Below are 17,900 nucleotides of genomic sequence, written 5' to 3'. Positions count from 1 at the left end.
GCTCCCCTGTTGTCTTGCTCCTATCTCTCCTCTTTCCCGACCTTGCAGAACATCCCTCTCATTATAGCCGAACCCATCTCCCGGTTGAAGGGTGGGCCGTCGTCGGTGAGAACGTTGATGTTCGATTCATCCCAACCGAACAGATCCGCCTCCTCCCTTTCGGGAAACCACCACGCATAGTCTACCTCCACGGTCCGGGGATCCAAGGTGTCGGCAAGGCTCGCCTTCTGTCTTATCTCCCCCCTATCCGTGGAGATACGAACCCAGTCTCCGTCCTCGATTCCCAGTCTCCTGGCCGGCTCAGGATGTATCTTCATTACAGGTTCGGGCTTTGCACTCCTGAGCGATTGGATCTGCCTGCCTCCGGAATGCCGGTAGACCTCCGCCTTTCTCGATGTAAGCACAAAGGGGTATTCACTGGTTCTCCCAGGTTCGCTCAGGGGCGTCTCAGGGGCTTCATAGTACCTTGGAAGGGGATCGAACCCCCAGTCTTCGAGCCTTTTCGAGTAGATCTCCACCTTACCCGAAGGGGTGTCGAACCCATCCCTCTCGTAATGCCTGTATATTCTGGTCCCCACAAAGGTTCCGATTTTCCTGAATTCCTCGAAGGTCACCCCCGCGGGCTTGAGCACGTAATCCAGGGCCTCCTCCATGTCTCCCCAGGCATATCGGGCAAATCCGAGCCTCCTGGTGAGCTCGTTGAGGATTTCTCCGTCAGACCGGCTCTCACCCACCTGGGCCACCTTCTGCTGGACCGAGGCGATGGGAAAGTGCCATGGCTGCTCCACACTGTCGAACTCGAGGTAGGACCCCACAGGCAGAACCACATCGGCGAGCACGGCCGTGGGCGTCATGAACATGTCCGCCACGGCAAGAAAATCCAACCTCTTGACCGCCTCGTAAGTTCTTTTCGCGTTGGTATACGCGGTGAGCAGGTTGCCTCCCTGCTGATAGACCGCGCGAACCGGGTACGGGTCATCCTCCAGGATCGCCCTTGTGACTCTCTGGGGGAGAGCGTAGTAGATGATGGGCATGAGGTTGTCGCTCATGCTGAGCCGTTGTGCCCTCACCTCGGGCGGGATGTTGTCCTGGCAGACAAACACAGGGTCGCCCTTGGGCAGACCCCCGGGTAGAGACCACTTCACCTCTCCCCCTGGAACACCCAGGTTGCCGGTAATCGCCCTCAGTATGGCGATGGCCCGGCAGGTCTGAAAACTGTTGAGCGTCGTCTCTATTCCGTTTCCCCAGGCGATGTATGCCGGCCTCTCCTTTGCATAGAGGAGTGCTGCCCGCCGAATCGCCTCTTCAGCCACCCAGGTGATCTCCGCGACCCTCCGGGGCGGATATTCCTGAACATGGGCTTCCAGTTCCGCAAAGCCCGTCGTCCACGTATCCACGAAATCCCTGTCGTACAGTCCCTCGTTGATCACCACGTTGATTATCCCCAGGCAGAGGGCCAGATCCGTACCGGGTCTGGGCCGGATCCAGAGGTCGGCTCTCTTTGTCAATCCGTTCTCCAAGGGGTCGACGACTATAATCTTCGTGCCCCTTTGGGCTGCGTTCGAGATCTCCTCGTACTCGGCCACGTTCGTGGCCTCCGGGTTTGTACCCCAGAGCATGATGCACCGGGGCCTGAACACATAGTCAGGGTACGCATAGAAACCGTAGGTGAGCCTCGATGCATTGACCCCCGGGACAAAACAGACAGGAGCAGGCGATGAAATGTTGGGCGACCCGAATATGTTGGCAAACCTGGCCATGTAGTCGTCGGAAAGCCCTTTTGAGGCCCCCCTGAGAAAGGCCACGGAAAGGACCCCGTATCTCTCCTTTGTCTTTTCCAGTCCCTCCGCCACCAGCCCGAGGGCCTCATCCCATCCGATTCTCCGCCACTTGCCCTCCCCCCTCCTGCCGGTCCTCCTCAGGGGATACCTGAGGCGCCCCGGATGATCCAGGTATTCCAGGGATGCCAATCCCTTGGGGCACAGCCTCCCCTTGCTCATGGGATTTTCGGGGTCCCCCTCCACCTTGACCGGTTTCCCGCCCTTCAGGTGTATGAGCACACCACAACTGTTGTAACAGATCCGACACGTGCTTCTCACCACACCGTTTTTCAAGACCTCTGTCATAGAAAATCCCTCCGATGCTCCGGTAGCGTCGATTCAGGCGCCAGTGAAGGGAAGATATCTCCTCTCCCACACTCAAAACCAGTAAGTCAGGTCTGATCCTCAAGCAGCCATCCCTCAAACAACCGATTCTCTATTCATCGTCCATGGTATAGTACATGAGTTCCACCGTATTCTTCGGTTTCAGAACCAGCCTCCCCCTCCCCACCATTCCGTCAGGCACCTCTTTCACATCAGACGCCTCCGCGAACAGGTCGGGCAGGGGTTCACCCCCTTCTGATTCTCTCTTCCTCCACAGGGCTAGGGCCCTGTCCGGATCCCAGGGAACGACCTCTCTGGGCGGGTCTGCTGGCTTGAAGACCACTGCCGGTCTGGTAATGGAATCCTCCGGCATACCGTCAAGTCTCTTCAGGTTACCGTACTTCTTAGTGATCTCATCCAGAGGACCGAACTCGAGGGCCCTCATCGAACAGCTGAGCACACAGATGGGCTTCAACCCCTGATCGAGCCGATCGACGCACATGTTGCACTTCGACATTGTCGTGCCCGGCCTATCGTCTGCATACTGGGGAGCCCCGTACGGACAGGCCCGCCAGCACCTCCTGCAGCCCCGGCATCTGTCGGTATCTACCAGGACCGCGCCGTACCTTTCCTCCTTGCGGAGCGCTCCCTCCTTGCAGGCCTTCACGCAGACGGGGTCTTCACAGTGGTAGCACATGACGGGGAGCATATACAGCCTCACTCTGGGAAAGGTCCCCCTCTCCCACTGATGGACCCGCATCCACTTGACCGGACCCGGCTGGATATCATGCCACTCCTTGCAGGCGATGGTGCAACTGTTGCAACCTATGCAACGGCTCTGGTCAATGAAGAAGCCGTACTGGGTCATTCCAGTGTTCCTCGGAATCTCCGTACCTGGACGAGACCACTCGCCTTGGCCGGAGTGATACAGCTCTCAAAATCGCCGCCAAGCAGCGTGGAGGGGGATCCGCCAATGTCCGCGCCCGACCGGTGGGGTATGAATTTCCCGCCGTGGCGTATTGCAACCACCCCGGGCATCATTCTCGAGGTCACGTAGGCCGCCATGATCACTCTGCCCCGGTCGTTGTAAGCTTCGACGAGGTCTCCGTCCTTTACGCCCCTGGCCTTTGCGTCGGCCGGGCTAATCCAAATCCTGTGCTGGTAGAGGTGGCCCCTGAGCCATGGGTGATCCCAGAAAAGATAGTGGACCCGGTACCGGCAGTGGGGGCACACGAGCATAAGAGGATAGCGCTTTACAAGGGGGTCGTCCATCCCCCTCACAGGAGACCGGTAGACTGCGGAGGGGGTAAGATCCCCCCAGTCGCTGGGCAGGTTGTCGTAGAGACGGCCAAAGGAGTCGTAGTGCGTGCCTTTGCCCCTGTTCGCCCGGTCTGCAATGTATGTGGAGTAAAGCTCTATCCTCCCTGATCCGGTCTTGAAAGGCTTGCCCTGCTTTATCTGTTCATCCCACCCTGTGAAGGGTTCGTCATCGAGCTCATCGCAGTTGATAAACCTCCCCTTCGTGAAATCCTCCCAAGATGGGACCTGTTTGTTCCGTTCCCTGTAGTAGCTCTCGATCACGTGGTAGCAGTCTCTCAGATACCTCTCCCAATCCCTGTCCCAGCTCTCATCCGTCGTATAGTATTTGAAGAATCTCTTCGGCTCTATGCCGAGTTTCCCGGCCAGCTTGGTATAGACCCACACCCACGGTCTGACCTCACCGGGCGGCTCGACCACTCCAGGGCAGTAATTTATGGACTCAAAACCGCCGTATTGGCTCTGGGTGATGTTCTTCTCCTCCCACATCCAGTCCCGCGCCGGGAGGATGATGTCGGCGTAGCTCGCCGTAGGGGTGATCCTGCTGTGCATGGTGACGACGAATTCCATGCGCTCCATGGCCTCCACCTGGGCCTTGGAAGCGTCGCATGCAGTAACCAGGTGGTCGGAGGCGTGAGGTTTGTTTCCCCCGCCCCAGAAGAGCATCTTGGGATTGAAATCCTTCAGGAGAGAAGGATCCGCTCTGTAGCCCACCATCCTCATGTATTGCTCCGCGGTGAGTTCGCCCTCCTTCACCTTGTCCAGGAGCAGGACGGCCTGGGCCCAGTAGTGGCTGCGGTACATGGTGGGAGCCGTGTACTCTCCGCTCGGCCCCCATGGGATCCTCCATGGAATCGCCCGGTAAGGGCCCATGTGAATCGGCGGCCCCGCACCCGGCACACCCCAGTATCCCATCATGGCCTGCAGCGCCACAAAGGCTCTCACCGTCTGTTCACCCCGGCTCTTTCTGCTCACCCCCCAGTGGCTGTAGAGCCAGGAGGGCTTCACCCTGCCCACCAGTCGGGCAAGGGCTTCGATCGTCTCGGCAGGGACGGCGCATTTCGTCTCCGCCCACCGCGGCGCCTTCTCCACGCCGTCCTCCCGTCCCAGGATGTAATCCCGCCATTTTTCGAACCCGAAAGGCTCGACGTACTTCTCCACGAATTCCCTGTTCCACAGGTCTTCCTTGAACAGGACATGGGCCATGGCCATGTACATGGCGCCGTCCGTGCCGGGCTTGATCGGTATCCACTGGTCGGCGAGGACCGCAGCGGCCACCGTGTATCTGGGATCGATGACGATCACGCGCTTGCCCCTCTCCCGGGCGAGCTTCAAAAACCAGGCAAACTGATAACCAGGGCCGCACGAACCCACCGCCGGGTCGAACCCCCAGATCACGATCAGCTTTGCGTTGGCCAGCATATCAGGCGCCGAACCGGAGGCATACCCTGCATAGTCCCACCCCTTCTCTCCTGCCATGACGTGGGCCATCATTCTGGCGGCGTCGAAGGAACACCAGCCCCAGCTGTCCACCCCCGCGCCCCAAAGGGAGAAGAGCCGCGCCGCGGTCTCGTTTGGCATGTATGGTGTGATGATGGAGTAAGGGCCGTATCGCTCCCTGATCTCGGTCATCTTCCGGGCGATGATCGATAGGGCCTCCTCCCACGAGATCCTGAGATACTTCCCCTCCCCCCGTCTGCTCGAGGGATCGCGCTTCAAGGGATAGAGAACCCGGTCGGGGAAGTAGATGTACTTGTGAAAAACCAGACCCCGGGTACACGGCCTTCGCTGGAGGCGGACCCTCCCGAGATCCTCCTCGGAGAGGACCTCGTCTTCCCGGCCGATGCCCGTGTTGTACCGATCGTCGGGTTCAACAGCAACAACCACGCCGTCTTTGACATGGGCCTTGAAGACACACTGACTGGTACTGCCGCAGTTGCACAGGCAGGTCGTGTAGACAGCCCTTTCTCCCTTGAGCGAGGCCGCACCGTCGGCAGGCACCACCGAGTTCCCTCCTGCGGGCCGATCAATCGAACCGGTCCGGGAAAAGCCACTCCATTTCAAATTCTCTTCAGGGCCTTGACGATTCTCTCCGGTGTCAGAGGAAGCTCCGTGATCCTGACACCAAGGGCGTCACGAACGGCGTTGGCAACAGCAGGCGCCACGGAAACACACGAAGGCTCGCCGATGCCCTTGGCCCCGAACGGACCGGCCCCGTCTCCTGACTCGAGAACGATCGTCTCCACATCCGGTGCATCCAGAGAAGTGGGAATGATAAACTCAGAAAAAGAGGGGGTAAGGGTGATACCATTCTCAAGGATGATCTCCTCTGTCAGCCCATAGCCCAAACCGTACAGAGCACCCCCCTCGAGCTGGCCTTCCACGCTCAGGGGGTTGATGGCCTGGCCGACGTCGTAGCACGAGACGAGCTTGAGCACTCTCACCTTCCCGGTCTCCGTATCGACTGCAAGCTCGACTCCGTGCGTCCCGAAGGTGAAGTCGGGGAATACCTGGCCCTGGCCAGTCTTGAAATCCATCAGTTCTCTGAAGGGAGCGTTGAACTGGGCTGCATTGAAGAGGGGGATCCCTGCGGCGGCACATGCCTTGACCACCGTGGCCAGCGCGAGAGACCGGTCCGGCTCGTTTTTTACAAAGATCTTTTTCTCTTTGAGATCGAGCTCCTCGGGTCTAGCCTCCAGCAGCTCCGCCGCCTTACCGAGCAGGTTTTTCCTCACCTCTGTGGCGGCTTTCAAGGTAGCGTTTCCGGACATGTAAAGCTGGCGGGTAGCCGTGGTGGTGCCCGCTATGGGAGTCAGGGCCGTATCGCCGATAAACACCTCTACCTCTTCCATGGGAACACCCAGGACCTCGGCCGCAATCTGCGCCAGAGAGGAGGCCTGCCCTCCGCCTATGTCCTGAACGCCGCAGCGGACCGTGACGCTCCCGTCCATTTCGATGCTCACGTAAGACCTGGAGGTATCATGGAGGAAGACCATCCTGCCGTAGCTCATCATGCCCGAGGCTATTCCCTGGCCGATCTTTTCGGTGGGAGACGCCGGCTCGGAGGGTTTGCCCAGGGCTTCCAGGGCCTTTTCCGCGGTCTCCGGAAACGCCACATAGTGATCCAACACCCGTCCTGTGGCCATGGCTTCCCCCTTCTTGAGATAGTTCCTCCTCCTGAATTCCAGGGGGGAAAGACCGAGCCGGTGGGCGAGTTCATCCATCTGCGATTCATAGGCAAAACAGATCTGGGGACATCCAAATCCTCGGTTGGCACTGGTGAAGGTGTTGTTTGTCAATACCGTCGTGGTATCCACCTTCACATGGGGTATGTCATAAGGTCCCGTCGCACTGACCGTGGAATAGAGCAACACCCAGGGACTGAGATAGACATAGGCTCCCGCGTCGGAGACGAGATCCGCCTCAAGGGCCATGAGCTTCCCATCCCTTGTCGCTCCGGTCCTGTATCTCATGACATAGGGATGGCGTTTGCTCGTGGAGAGAATCGCCTCTTCTCTCGTGTAGGTGAGCTTCACCGGCCTCTGTGTCTTCCACACGAGAAGGGCCAGATAGGTCTCCACCGTGATGTCCTCCTTGTTGCCGAATCCACCCCCCACCATTGGCGCTATCACCCGGACCCGGTTGTGGGGGAGCCCCAGCACCTCGGCTATGCCCCGGAAGTGCTCTATGACCTGAGTGGCAGCCCGGATGGTGATGACGCCGCTGTCGTCCATCCAGGCGACACCCGAGTGCGGTTCCAGGAAGGCATGGTCAACAAAGGGAACCCGGTAGGTGTTCTCTACGATGACATCCGACTTGGAAAACCCCTCTTCGATGTCCCCCTTTCTCACCTTGTAGCTGCAGATAACGTTGTTCTCCGACTCACCCACCTGGTAGGCGCCGGGTTTCATCGCCTCGATCGGGTCGAACACCCCGGGCAGAGGCTCGTACTCGACCTTGATCCGCCTGACGGCCTCCTCCGCTGTCTTGAGGGTCTCCGCCGCTACCAGGGCCACACCCTCGCCCATGAACCTGACCTTCTTGTCCGCCAGCACCCGGTAAAGCCCTTCGAACCCGCCCACCTCATGGGTCTGTCCGAAACGGGTAACCGTCTCGTTGTTGGGCACGTCCTTGGCCGTCATCACGGCCACGACGCCTTCGAGCTTCTCGGCCTCGGTCGTGTCTATGGAAAGAATCCGTGCCGCAGGATAGCGGCTTCTGAGGACCTTTGCATGGAGCATCCCGGCCAAGGCGTAGTCCTCGGCGTATTTCGTCTTTCCATAGACCTTGTCGCAGGCATCATGCCGAGGCATAGGTTTACCGATAATCTCGTAATCAGACCGGAACGGCCTGTCTGTAACGCGTATATCCGACATGGTCCTCCCCCCCGGTTAGGGCTGCCCTTTGAGGGCGGCATCTTCGATTGCCTGAACGATCTTCTTGTATCCCGTGCAACGGCACAGGTTTCCTGAAATCGCCTCTCGAACCTCTTCCCGGCTCGGCCTCTGATTTCGATCGAGAAGAGCCTTGGCCGAGATGATCATGCCCGGTGTACAGAACCCGCATTGAATGGCCCCGTGTTCAACGAAACTCCTCTGGAGGGTGTGGGGGTTCTGCTCCGTGCCGATCCCTCGAACCGTGGTGACCCGCTTTCCGTCCGCCTGGATGGCCAGGGTAAGGCACGCGTTTACCGCCTTGCCGTCCACCAGGACGGCACAGGCCCCACAGTCTCCCTTTCCGCAGCCGTTTTTCACCTCTGTTGCCCCGAGCTTCTCACGGAGGACCTCTAACAGGGTCTCCCCGGCCTCCACCTCCAGCCGGTGTTGCTCGCCGTTGAGTTCAATCTCAATCGGATAGGTTTTCATCGCCTCTTCCTCCTTGTAACAGGGCCTGCTCGATCGCCCTCTTGATCAGCACCGAAACGACCATCTCCCGGTACCTGGCAGAGGCCCGAATGTCGCTGATCGGGGAGATCTCCTCCTTGGCAAGTTCAGAGCATCGGTTGATCACCTCGGTGTCGACTTTCTTGCCCGAAAGCAGTTCCTCCACTCGAGAGGCCCGAATCGGCGTAGGTGCCACGGCTCCCAGGGCCACACGGGCCCTCCGGCAGACATTGCCGTCCATCTCCATCATCACGGCCACACTCGCCACTGATATGGCCATGGCGTTTCTGAGACCCAGCTTTATGAAACTCCCCCTGCCGGGGTCTTCCGGCTTGGGAAAAGAGATCTCCGTGATCAGCTCATCCTCATCCAACGCGGTCTTGCGCGGTCCAAGAAAAAAACGGTCCAGAGGGATCTCTCTCCCCTTTGACCTCCCGCCCTCTGTGCGAACCGAAGCCCCCAGGGCCAGCAGGGGAGGTGCCGTGTCGGCAGCAGGCGAGGCGTCGGCCAGATTGCCCCCGATGGTTGCACGATTGCGGGTCAGGGGGTTGCCCAGTCGGCGGGCAGCCGATGAGAGTATCGGGCTTACGAGCCGAATGAACCCGGATGAGGCGATCTCCGATATGGTAACGAGGGCACCGATTCTCACCCGGCCGTCCTCTTCACCCATGATTCTGAGGTCACCGTCCAACCCGCTCAAATCGACAATGGCCTCCGGCTCCACCTTGCCCGAACGCATGTCCGGTATGAGATTAGTTCCGCCGGCGATCAGCCGGGCACGTCCCTTCCACTTGCCCATGACCTCGATCGCCTCTCTCACGCCTCTCGGCCCGAAATATAGTACCTCTGTCATAGCGATCTTCCCCTTCCCCAGGGAGGCCTAGGCCCCCCCTGAGATCTTAACTTCCGGTCTCATCTATTTCCCTCCGAGAAGGGCCTCCATCTTCCTCACCGCATCTGCTGCATCGAATCCCACGGCATCGGCCCCGATCTCATCGGCAAATTCCTGGGTCACAGGGCATCCACCGACAATCACCTTGACTCTGTCACGGAGCCCCTCCTCTTTGAGTTTCTCTATCACCGTGCCCATCTCCTGAATGGCCAGGGTGAGAAGGCTCGACATGCCCACACAGTCGGCATCATGCTCCCTGGCGGCCTTGACAAAGGTCCCCTCATCCACATCGATGCCCAGGTCTATCACATCGTATCCGTTGGCCTGAAGAACCGCAGCAACCACGGATTTGCCGATATCGTGGATATCTCCCTTCACTGTTCCCATAACGATCTTGCCGAGGCTCTTTCTCACGCCCCCCTGGGCCTTGATCCTTTCGTCCAGAATGGCCACGCCCTCCTTCATGACATCCGCCGCCATGATCAGCTCCGGGAGAAAGACCCGGCCTTCGCCAAAATCGTCTCCAACCTGGATGATCCCCTTTCCAAGACCCTTCTCGATCGCCTCGATGGGATCCATCCCCTTGGCCAGGCCCTCGTTGACCAGGCGGATACATTCGTCCTTCTCTCCATTCACAATCGTTTCGGCGAGTCTGTCGAAATACTCCTTTCCCACTGCTTCAGCCATTTCAGTCCTCCTGGTACGCAACTCCCCTTCTCGGGAGTCCGTCGGTCATATCGCTATTCTGGTGGATTGTCCGAGTTTCCCACATCCCGCTTCTTGACGAAATCGAGATAATCGTCGATCTCCTTTCTCACCTCCACGGGCACCGGAGACCGGTGGGTGTCGAGAATCTCGAGAGCCTTCTGCCTGGCCTTCTCCAGCAGCTCGGTGTGCCCCCGCTCCCAGGTCTCAAAGAAATCCCTGTTGCTGAGCTCGGGAATCAGAAACTCCTCCCTGTACCATTTCCGGGTATGGGGTTCTTTGAGGTAGCTGCCAGGCAGGGGGCCCACCTTGAGAATCTCATCCACGGCCATCCTCTCCTCATCCACCCTGATGCCCTTGAGATACTGGCCGATGAAGGAGACCACCTCGTTGTCTATGCACATATGGGCCCAGTCCACGAAATTGAACCCGGCCATCCCGCCTATGTCCCAAATCAGACTGATTCCACTCAAGGCATAGTTGTAGTTCTTGAGGGCGCTCTCATAGGCCGCCTGTTCGTCAGCCTCGCACGAGTCGTTGATGGTGAAACCCACGCAGGGCACCCCGTAGTACTTCGCCATTGCGGCGATCCCGCCCCCCACGGTCCCGTATTCGGGATTCCCAAAGGACCAGAGGCCTGTCCGCATGTCCATGGATGGATTGAAGCTGCAGAAACACAGAGGGTGGCCGGGCCGGTAAGCCTGAACCTGGACGACCAAGGAGAGGGTCTCCGCCACAGCCTGAACCAGCATCCCGGCCAGGGTGGCGGGGCCGGTAGCCCCACCCATGAGAGCGCTGTAAACCGTCACCGGAATACCGGCATCACAGAATCCTATAAGCCAGTCTGTGTAATTCACGTCCACAACCCGGGGAGGGTTGATGATTACATGGCCGAGAACGTGGGGTTTCTTCTTCAGCTGGTCGGCCCCGCCAGCAGCGATCTCCCAGAGCCTGATCAGATCCGAGACCTCATGCTCTGCTCCGGTATTGTAGACCCATGTCATCCCTTTTTCGGTGTTTTTCAGCATCTCCCCCACCAGCATCTGGGAGTTGCATATCTTGGGCTCGTCAAAGAGCCACATGACCGACTTGTAGAGGCCGTGGACGTTCTCAAGGGCGTCCGCCATCAGAGCCCCCTCCACCGCATCCTTGCGGGTGGCCTTTCGCCTCTCCCCGGTCCGGATATCCCGGAGGTAGCGCCCGGTGACTGTCGCGAAGTGCACCTCACCGTTGCCTATGACCACGTCATTTTGGGGATTCCGGCCGTAGATGGTGAACTGGCTCGGGCAGGTTTCAAAGGCTTTCATCACCACCTTTTCAGGGATCTTGACCATCTTCCCGCCCTGCTCCAGCTTGCAGCCCACCTTCTCGAACATCTTTGCGGCCCTGGGATCGTCGCAGCGCATCCCCCCCTCTTCCAGCACACGTACGGCTGCCGCATGGATCATCTTGCACTCGTCATCCGTGATGGGATACGTCGATCCCACCAGCTTTCCCGTAAAGCCCTTCATCATAGTGCCTCCTTCTCGCTTTTCGTTCAAACAGGATTTCCTCTTCGACTTTAGAGCAACACCAACACAGGTACCGCCGGACCTTCGATTCCCGAATCAAAAAGAGGGAGGTGTAATCGCCCAGATCGCCCTCACCTCTGTATCGCCCACGTTTTCCCACCGGTGGGGAATCGAGCTGTCGTAGTAGATACTGTCTCCTGCTTCCAGGATAATCTCCTTGCCGCCGATCGTACCCTTGTATCTACCCTCCAACACGATCCCGCATTCTTCGCCCTTGTGCGAATAGGATTCCTCCGCCTTTGCACCCACCGGATAGCGAAGATAGATGAACTCGATCCTGTGCTGCAGATCCGGGCACAGCATCTCATAGTTGGCCCCCCAGGGCATGATCAGCTTCTTCCGGCGCCCCTGACGAACGACCATGACTCCACCCGAATTCACGTCGTTTCTGTTTATGGACGCCGCAGAGGCGTCGGTGTCGTTCTCAGCAAACATTCTCGATATGGGAATGCCGAAGGCATCGGCTATCCTCTGGAGGGTCGTCACGGTAGGTACCGAGATATTCCTCTCTATCTGACTCAGGAGACTCTTGGAAACCCCTGACCTCTGGGATAGTTCATTGAGGGTCGTTCGCCTCTCCCTGCGCAGAGCTTTCACCTTCTCGCCAATCTTCATCTCTCCATTCCGTTTCCACCCGTCGACCACGTCCGCATGCCGCACATCACGGGTCCCGGACCGGCTATCCTGCCCCCCTTATCCTCTCGGTCCGCCTCGTCAGGAAGTGGAGCGACAGCAAAAGCAAGACGGAGAAGGCTATGAGGAGCGAGGCCACCGCAGAGATCGTCGGGTTTATAGCTATCCGAATGCCGTCCCACATCTGTTTGGGCAAGGTCGGCTTGCTTCCGCACAAGAACATGGCAACGACCACCTCGTCAAAGGAGGTGATAAAGGCAAAGAGGGACCCGCTCACGATGCCCGGCCATATCAATGGGAAGGTGACCTTGATGAAGGTGACCAACCGGTTGGCGCCCAGGCTGAGCGCGGCCCGCTCAAGGGTGATATCGAAGCCCTGGAGCGTAGCCGTCACATTCACCACCACAAAGGGAATGGCCAGCGCGGTGTGGGCAAGAACCAGGGCCCAAACGGTTCCGACAAGGTGAAGTCTCGCGAAGAAATAATAGGCGGCTACCGAGGTTATGATGACGGGAATGATAAGAGGAGACAAAAGCAGCCCATAGACCAACCTCTTGCCCCTGAAATCACCCCGGACGATGGCAAAGGAGGCAAGCGTTCCGAGAACCGTGGCCACGATCATTGTCAGGATACCCACCTGGAAACTCTTTATGGTTGCGTAGATCCAGTTTCGGCTCCCGAAGTAGTCAGCATACCACTGGAGAGAGAAGCTTCTCGGGGGGAACTGGAGGAATTTCGCCGCACTGAAGGATATGGGGATGATCACGAAGACAGGGAGGACCAAAAAAGTGAAGATCGAAGCGCAGAGAAAGTAGAAGACCCACTTCCCCGGTAAGAATCGATGCCTTCCTGTTGCACTACCCATCATGGCCTGAGCCCTTTCGAGCCTCCGCACCCTCAGAGTTGCTCGATCTTGAAAAATCGACTGTATATCAGAAAAAAAACCAGTGTTGCCGCGAGGAGCAACAGGGCCAGAGCCGATGCAAACCCCCACCTTAGAAGGGTGCTGACTTGCTGCTCGATTACCATCGAGATCATGATGCTCTTTCTTCCCCCGAGAAGAGCCGGTGTAATGAAAAAACCGAGGGAGTATATGAAAACCAGGAGCGAGCCCGCGCCCACTCCAGGTAGGCTGAGAGGTAGAAAAACACGAATAAAGGCCTGGAATTTATTGGCTCCGAGGCTTTCGGCAGCCCTGGGCAGTCCGCGATCGATTCCTTTCATGACGCTGTACATGGCCAAGACCATAAAGGGGGTCATCATCTGTATCATTCCCACGTTGACGGCAAAAGAGTTATGGAGCAACCTAGCCGGGGAGTGCAGAATCCCGAGACTCATGAGTATACTGTTGAACACCCCGCGCCTCCCCAGCAGGACCATCCAGGCATAGGTCCTGACCAGGAGGCTGGTCCAGAAAGGAATAATGACCATGATCATCAAGAGATTTCGAGTTCCCTCCGAAACCTCACAGAGAAGGTAGGCAATAGGATAACCCAAGAGAACGCAGACCACGGTCACCGTAAAACTTATCCTGAAGGTGATCCAGAGCACCTTGAGATAGACGTCTGTGCGAAAAAGATCGATAACGTTCTTCAGGGTAGGACCAGGATCGAGAAAGGTCTTTGAAAGAAAAACGACGATCGGATAGAAAAAGACCAGGCCGAGGAGAATGACACTCGGCAACAGAAAGGCCCATCCGTATTGCGTCGGCTCTCTTGAAGTCCCCATCCGTTAGATCACCTGCCTGCCGGGCCCGAGGGCTCTGGCCGATCAGAAAGAGACAACACCGGTTTCGACCTCCAGGAGGCTCTCTTCGGGCAGCATCCGGCAGACGGCCGGAGGGAAACTGCCCGAAGGGTTGCCTCTCTACTCACGACCTACTTGAGAAGCCAGCTCTCCCATCTCTGCTGGAGTTCCTCGGCTCGATCCGCCCACCACTCCGCATCGGGTATCCAGGTCATCCCCTCGTACTGGGGAGCCGTGGGAAGCAGGGCCGCCACCTCCGGCTTGATATAGTCGAAGGCCCTCCTGTTGATGGGACCGTACTGCATGGCCGCATTGAACATGGCCTGCGGCTTCGGCCTTGTGCAGAAGGCCAGGAACTTCATGGCTTCCTTGACCTTCTTGGTGCCCTTGGTAATCACGAGCCATTCGATATTCACGCTCGCCTGGTCGAAGCTGAGGCCTGCCGGGGCCCCGTCCTTTATGATGTTTGCTATCCGCCCGCTGTAGGCATAGGTCATGTCCACTTCGCCGTCGGTCAAGAGCTGTGCCGGCTGGGCGCCTTTCTTCCACCAGACCGTGACGTACTTCTTGATTCTGTCCAGGCTCCGGAAAGCCCTGTCCACGTCCAGGGGATAGAGCTTGTCCATGGGCACCCCGTCGGCCAGCAGGGCTATCTCAAGCATGTCGTAGGGACCGTTGAAAAGGGCCCGTGCGCCTGGGAACTTCTTCACATTCCAGAAATCCGCCCAGTTCCTCGGGTGGTTGTCTCCAGGGTACTTCTCGGTGCTGTATGCCAGAGCCCCTGCCCAGAACTCTATGCCCACTGCATAGGGATGAACCGCCCCTGGGAGTAAGTCGGTCTTGTCGATCACCGAGTAGTCGAGAGGTTCGAAAAGGCCTGCCTTCAGCCCCCGCCGCAGCATCCTGTCCTCGATGTCAACCACGTCCCACTCGATATTCCCCGTATCCACCATGGCCTTTATTTTTGCGAAATTGGGATAGGACGTCACGACCACCTTGATGCCCGTCTCCTTTTCAAAAGGTTCTACCATGGCTTTGATCACGTTCTTCTCGTAGGTTCCCCCCCACGATGAGAGGACGATCTGCTTGGCCGCCCCATAGGCAGATCCCGCAACCAGGAAGACCCCAGCCACGAAAAGACAAACAACCCACTTTCTCGCATCTCTCTTCATTTCATCCTCCTTTCTCCTACAGATCTATTAAGGAGTCGCTCCTCTTGTCTCTCACCCCCTTTCCTTGCAGCCCCTTCAGCCGCCGGATCACAACAGAGAGTAATCCAACCCCAGTTCCACCAACTCCTTCCTTATTCTCTCGTAAATCTCCTGGTACTCCTCGGTCGGTCTGACCCGCTCCAGGTCGTAGATCTCCCCGAACTTCTTGCCCAGAGGGGCCCGGGGTATTTCCTTCTCGTATCTGGACAAGAGGTCTTTCACGATCCGGTTGGCCTGATCCCTGGACATGCCCATTCGTGCCGCTATGTGCCCCACCTCGGCACCCGTTCTTATCTCCAATGAGGAGACCCGCTCCGGGTACTTGTCCCTGGCGATTCCTCCCAGCACGAGGTTACCTCCGGAAACCGTGGAAACAAGGGCGTGGGCGGCCATCTCATAAAAGAGCATGTCCGTCGCCGGGCCGGCAGCGGCCATGGCCACAGAGAGGTTGACAAGATGGGTGTTCCTGGCGATCGCCTGGCAATAGACGCTGACCAGCCAGAGCATCCCGGCGCTGGTGTTGCACACCTGGTGGATGTCGATGGGAAAGGGTATATGGTAGTCCGCTCTGAAGGCGAGCAACCCCAGGAAGAAATGGGCGATCAGGGTCACCATCGTTCCCTCGGGTCCACCTGCGTATCCGCCCATCAGCGGACCATAGAGGCCTGCAATGCCGGCACCGATTTCCAGTTGAAAGGGAACCTTGTTCATTCTCGCGAAATCGACCTTGAGCTCTGCGATGACCCCGTTCTGAGTGACATCGCCTCTCAGGGCCCCGAACTCCCGCCGAGCAGCCGCAAGAATGGCGGCCGTACTCTCCGCACAGGAGATAAGGGCGTATATGCCGAGCCCGGGTCTCCCTGCCAGCCGTGCCGCCTCACGCCTCTTGGAGACGTCCCAGATGGCGGCTGCCACCTCGATAGGATGTCCCGCCCTGATGGGAATCCCCCGGAAGGAAGAGAGCAGGGAAGGGCCACAGAAGCTGTCGGCCAGGGGTTCCATGGCCAGACTCTGGCAGACCTTGACAAAGAGCTCTTCCGGCACCGGGACACCCAATGCGGAAAAAGTGCAGGAGGGATCACGACCGTCCTCCACTTTCCTTGCCCTGGAAACCCTCTGGTCCTTACCTTCACCCCAGACATAGTAATCCGGGGCATTGCTCAGAACCTCTTCCACCTCCTCCCGGCTGAATCGGGCCACTCTCCCCGTATCGAGGCAATAGAAGCCGAGGTCGACGAAGAGATCCATGGCTGCCTCAAAAGCCCTGTCGGCGAGCCCGTCATCGCTCGGAACTATTCGATCCCGATCAAAATGGATATCGTACCGCTTTATGAGGTCTGAAACCTTCTGCCAGAGAAGAAGATCGTAGTCGGACTCCTTCATCCTCTGGCCCTTATCGCAACGTTCCACCACATCCCAGAAGTCAATCATCTCGTCAAGCCCCCTCTCTCCGACAGCCACACACTCCTGTTCATTGCCGTTCATGGCCCCAACTACTCCACGACGATTCCGTCAGTCCAGCGCCATCCGACCCTCACCCTGTCGCCCCTGCGGTGGTGCTCGATCCCTGTCATGTTGGAGATCTTCAGTGACAGGACCTGACCTTCGACCGTCTTGACCTTGTATCGACGGATCTCGCCCAGATAGATCTCCTCTTCTATGATTCCCTCGACCATGTTCCAGCCTCTAGGGGTTTCACCCCCGGCGAGAAAGGTCAGCTTTTCCGGCCTCAGAACCGTGCAGACCCTCTTCCCCATCCCGGCCTCAAACCCTCTGGCAACGGTATTGAACGTGATCCCCCTATCCGAGGTGACCTCCAGGGAGTCTCCATCCCGACCCGTTACCTGCCCCTCCAGAAAGTTCGACTCTCCGATGAAGCCTGCCACGAATCGGTTGGCGGGGCTTTCGTAGAGTTCTTCGGCCGATCCCACCTGCTCTATGCTCCCGTTGTTCATGACAACGATTCGATCACTCATGGTAAGCGCCTCACTCTGGTCGTGAGTCACATAGATGGTCGTAATCCTGAGGCGTTCCTGGATGTCCTTGATCTCCAGTTGCATGGCCTCTCTCAGATTCTTGTCCAGCGCCCCCAGGGGTTCGTCCATGAGCACAATGGGCGGATCAAAGACCAGGGCCCGTGCCAAGGCCACACGCTGCTGTTGTCCGCCGCTAAGCTGTTTGGGGTAGCGTTCTTCAAAACCTGAGAGTTTTACCAGTTCCAGAAAACCCTTGACACGTCGCTCGATATCTCCTGGAGCCAGCCTCCTCATCTTCAGGGGAAAAGCGATATTGTCGTATACGGTCATGTGGGGGAAGAGAGAGTAGTTCTGAAAGACGATCCCGAGATTTCGCTTATGGACGGGCCTGGAGAGGATCGACTCGGTGCCGATCCTTATGTCCCCGGCGGTCGGAAAGAGAAATCCTGCGATCATCATCAGTGTCGTAGTCTTTCCCGATCCGCTCGGCCCCAGGAGGGTAATGAACTCACCCTCTTTGATCTCCAGAGAAATGTTGGCCACAGCAACTACACTGCCGAACTCCTTTGTCAGGCCCCTTATCTCGATCGCGGAAGCCTTGCTGGCCACGACCTCCCTGGGAGAATCTTTCCTGTCTTCCTTTCCGCCCATCGACCCCCCGTCACAGCGATCGGCCCTTCCCCTTGAGAAAGACTCCGGGGCTTTCCGGCTGGACTCAAGCCTACCCCCAAGATGGGATATAGGGATTGTTCGATATATAGAACAAATTCGGAAGTATGCTTCTTATAATGTATCCTCTGTCGTTTGTCAAGAGCCGGATTT

General features: G+C 58.1%; 14 protein-coding genes. All 14 read right to left on the bottom strand.

What is annotated here, in order from left to right; translation table 11 throughout:
- Window positions 1-20: 20 nt before the first annotated feature.
- A complete protein-coding gene (locus tag JRJ26_03450; GenBank protein MBW2056533.1) occupies window positions 21-2,126 on the bottom strand; it encodes a molybdopterin-dependent oxidoreductase in 2,106 nt (701 codons plus the stop codon).
- Between the two features lie 130 nt (window positions 2,127-2,256).
- Window positions 2,257-3,012, bottom strand: coding sequence for a 4Fe-4S dicluster domain-containing protein (locus JRJ26_03445; protein ID MBW2056532.1), 756 nt, complete (start codon window positions 3,010-3,012; stop codon window positions 2,257-2,259).
- Window positions 3,009-5,465 carry a molybdopterin-dependent oxidoreductase gene (locus JRJ26_03440; GenBank protein ID MBW2056531.1) on the bottom strand — a complete coding sequence of 819 codons (2,457 nt, stop codon included), beginning with the start codon at window positions 5,463-5,465 and terminating at the stop codon, window positions 3,009-3,011. The genes JRJ26_03445 and JRJ26_03440 overlap by 4 nt, the downstream gene beginning before the upstream one ends.
- A gap of 56 nt (window positions 5,466-5,521) precedes the next feature.
- The gene (locus JRJ26_03435; protein MBW2056530.1) at window positions 5,522-7,837 is read right to left on the bottom strand and encodes a xanthine dehydrogenase family protein molybdopterin-binding subunit; all 2,316 of its coding nucleotides are present in this window, start codon (window positions 7,835-7,837) and stop codon (window positions 5,522-5,524) included.
- A 15-nt stretch (window positions 7,838-7,852) separates the two neighbouring features.
- Window positions 7,853-8,326, bottom strand: coding sequence for a (2Fe-2S)-binding protein (locus tag JRJ26_03430; protein MBW2056529.1), 474 nt, complete (start codon window positions 8,324-8,326; stop codon window positions 7,853-7,855).
- Complete coding sequence (locus JRJ26_03425; GenBank protein ID MBW2056528.1) at window positions 8,307-9,197, bottom strand: xanthine dehydrogenase family protein subunit M; 891 nt, start codon at window positions 9,195-9,197, stop codon at window positions 8,307-8,309. The genes JRJ26_03430 and JRJ26_03425 overlap by 20 nt, the downstream gene beginning before the upstream one ends.
- Before the next feature lie 63 nt (window positions 9,198-9,260).
- Complete coding sequence (locus JRJ26_03420) at window positions 9,261-9,923, bottom strand: corrinoid protein (GenBank protein MBW2056527.1); 663 nt, start codon at window positions 9,921-9,923, stop codon at window positions 9,261-9,263.
- Window positions 9,924-9,976: 53 nt separating this feature from the next.
- Window positions 9,977-11,455, bottom strand: coding sequence for a trimethylamine methyltransferase family protein (locus JRJ26_03415; GenBank protein MBW2056526.1), 1,479 nt, complete (start codon window positions 11,453-11,455; stop codon window positions 9,977-9,979).
- Window positions 11,456-11,548: 93 nt separating this feature from the next.
- Window positions 11,549-12,127, bottom strand: a complete 579-nt coding sequence (locus JRJ26_03410) for a cupin domain-containing protein (GenBank protein MBW2056525.1) — start codon at window positions 12,125-12,127, stop codon at window positions 11,549-11,551.
- Between the two features lie 64 nt (window positions 12,128-12,191).
- Entirely contained in the window at window positions 12,192-13,013 is an 822-nt protein-coding gene (locus JRJ26_03405) for an ABC transporter permease (protein ID MBW2056524.1), read from the bottom strand.
- A gap of 29 nt (window positions 13,014-13,042) precedes the next feature.
- The gene (locus JRJ26_03400; protein ID MBW2056523.1) at window positions 13,043-13,873 is read right to left on the bottom strand and encodes an ABC transporter permease; all 831 of its coding nucleotides are present in this window, start codon (window positions 13,871-13,873) and stop codon (window positions 13,043-13,045) included.
- A gap of 149 nt (window positions 13,874-14,022) precedes the next feature.
- Entirely contained in the window at window positions 14,023-15,063 is a 1,041-nt protein-coding gene (locus JRJ26_03395) for an ABC transporter substrate-binding protein (GenBank protein MBW2056522.1), read from the bottom strand.
- A gap of 87 nt (window positions 15,064-15,150) precedes the next feature.
- The gene (locus JRJ26_03390; protein MBW2056521.1) at window positions 15,151-16,587 is read right to left on the bottom strand and encodes a monomethylamine:corrinoid methyltransferase; all 1,437 of its coding nucleotides are present in this window, start codon (window positions 16,585-16,587) and stop codon (window positions 15,151-15,153) included.
- 8 nt (window positions 16,588-16,595) lie between these two features.
- Window positions 16,596-17,729: an ABC transporter ATP-binding protein gene (locus JRJ26_03385; protein ID MBW2056520.1), complete on the bottom strand. Its 1,134-nt coding sequence runs from the start codon at window positions 17,727-17,729 to the stop codon at window positions 16,596-16,598.
- Between the last annotated feature and the right edge of the window lie 171 nt (window positions 17,730-17,900).

The organism is Deltaproteobacteria bacterium (assembly GCA_019308905.1).
In the GTDB taxonomy this organism is placed as follows: domain Bacteria; phylum Desulfobacterota; class BSN033; order WVXP01; family WVXP01; genus JAFDHF01.
The sequence above is the reverse complement of the archived record's forward strand: the minus strand, read 5'-3'. Positions and strand labels throughout refer to the sequence as shown.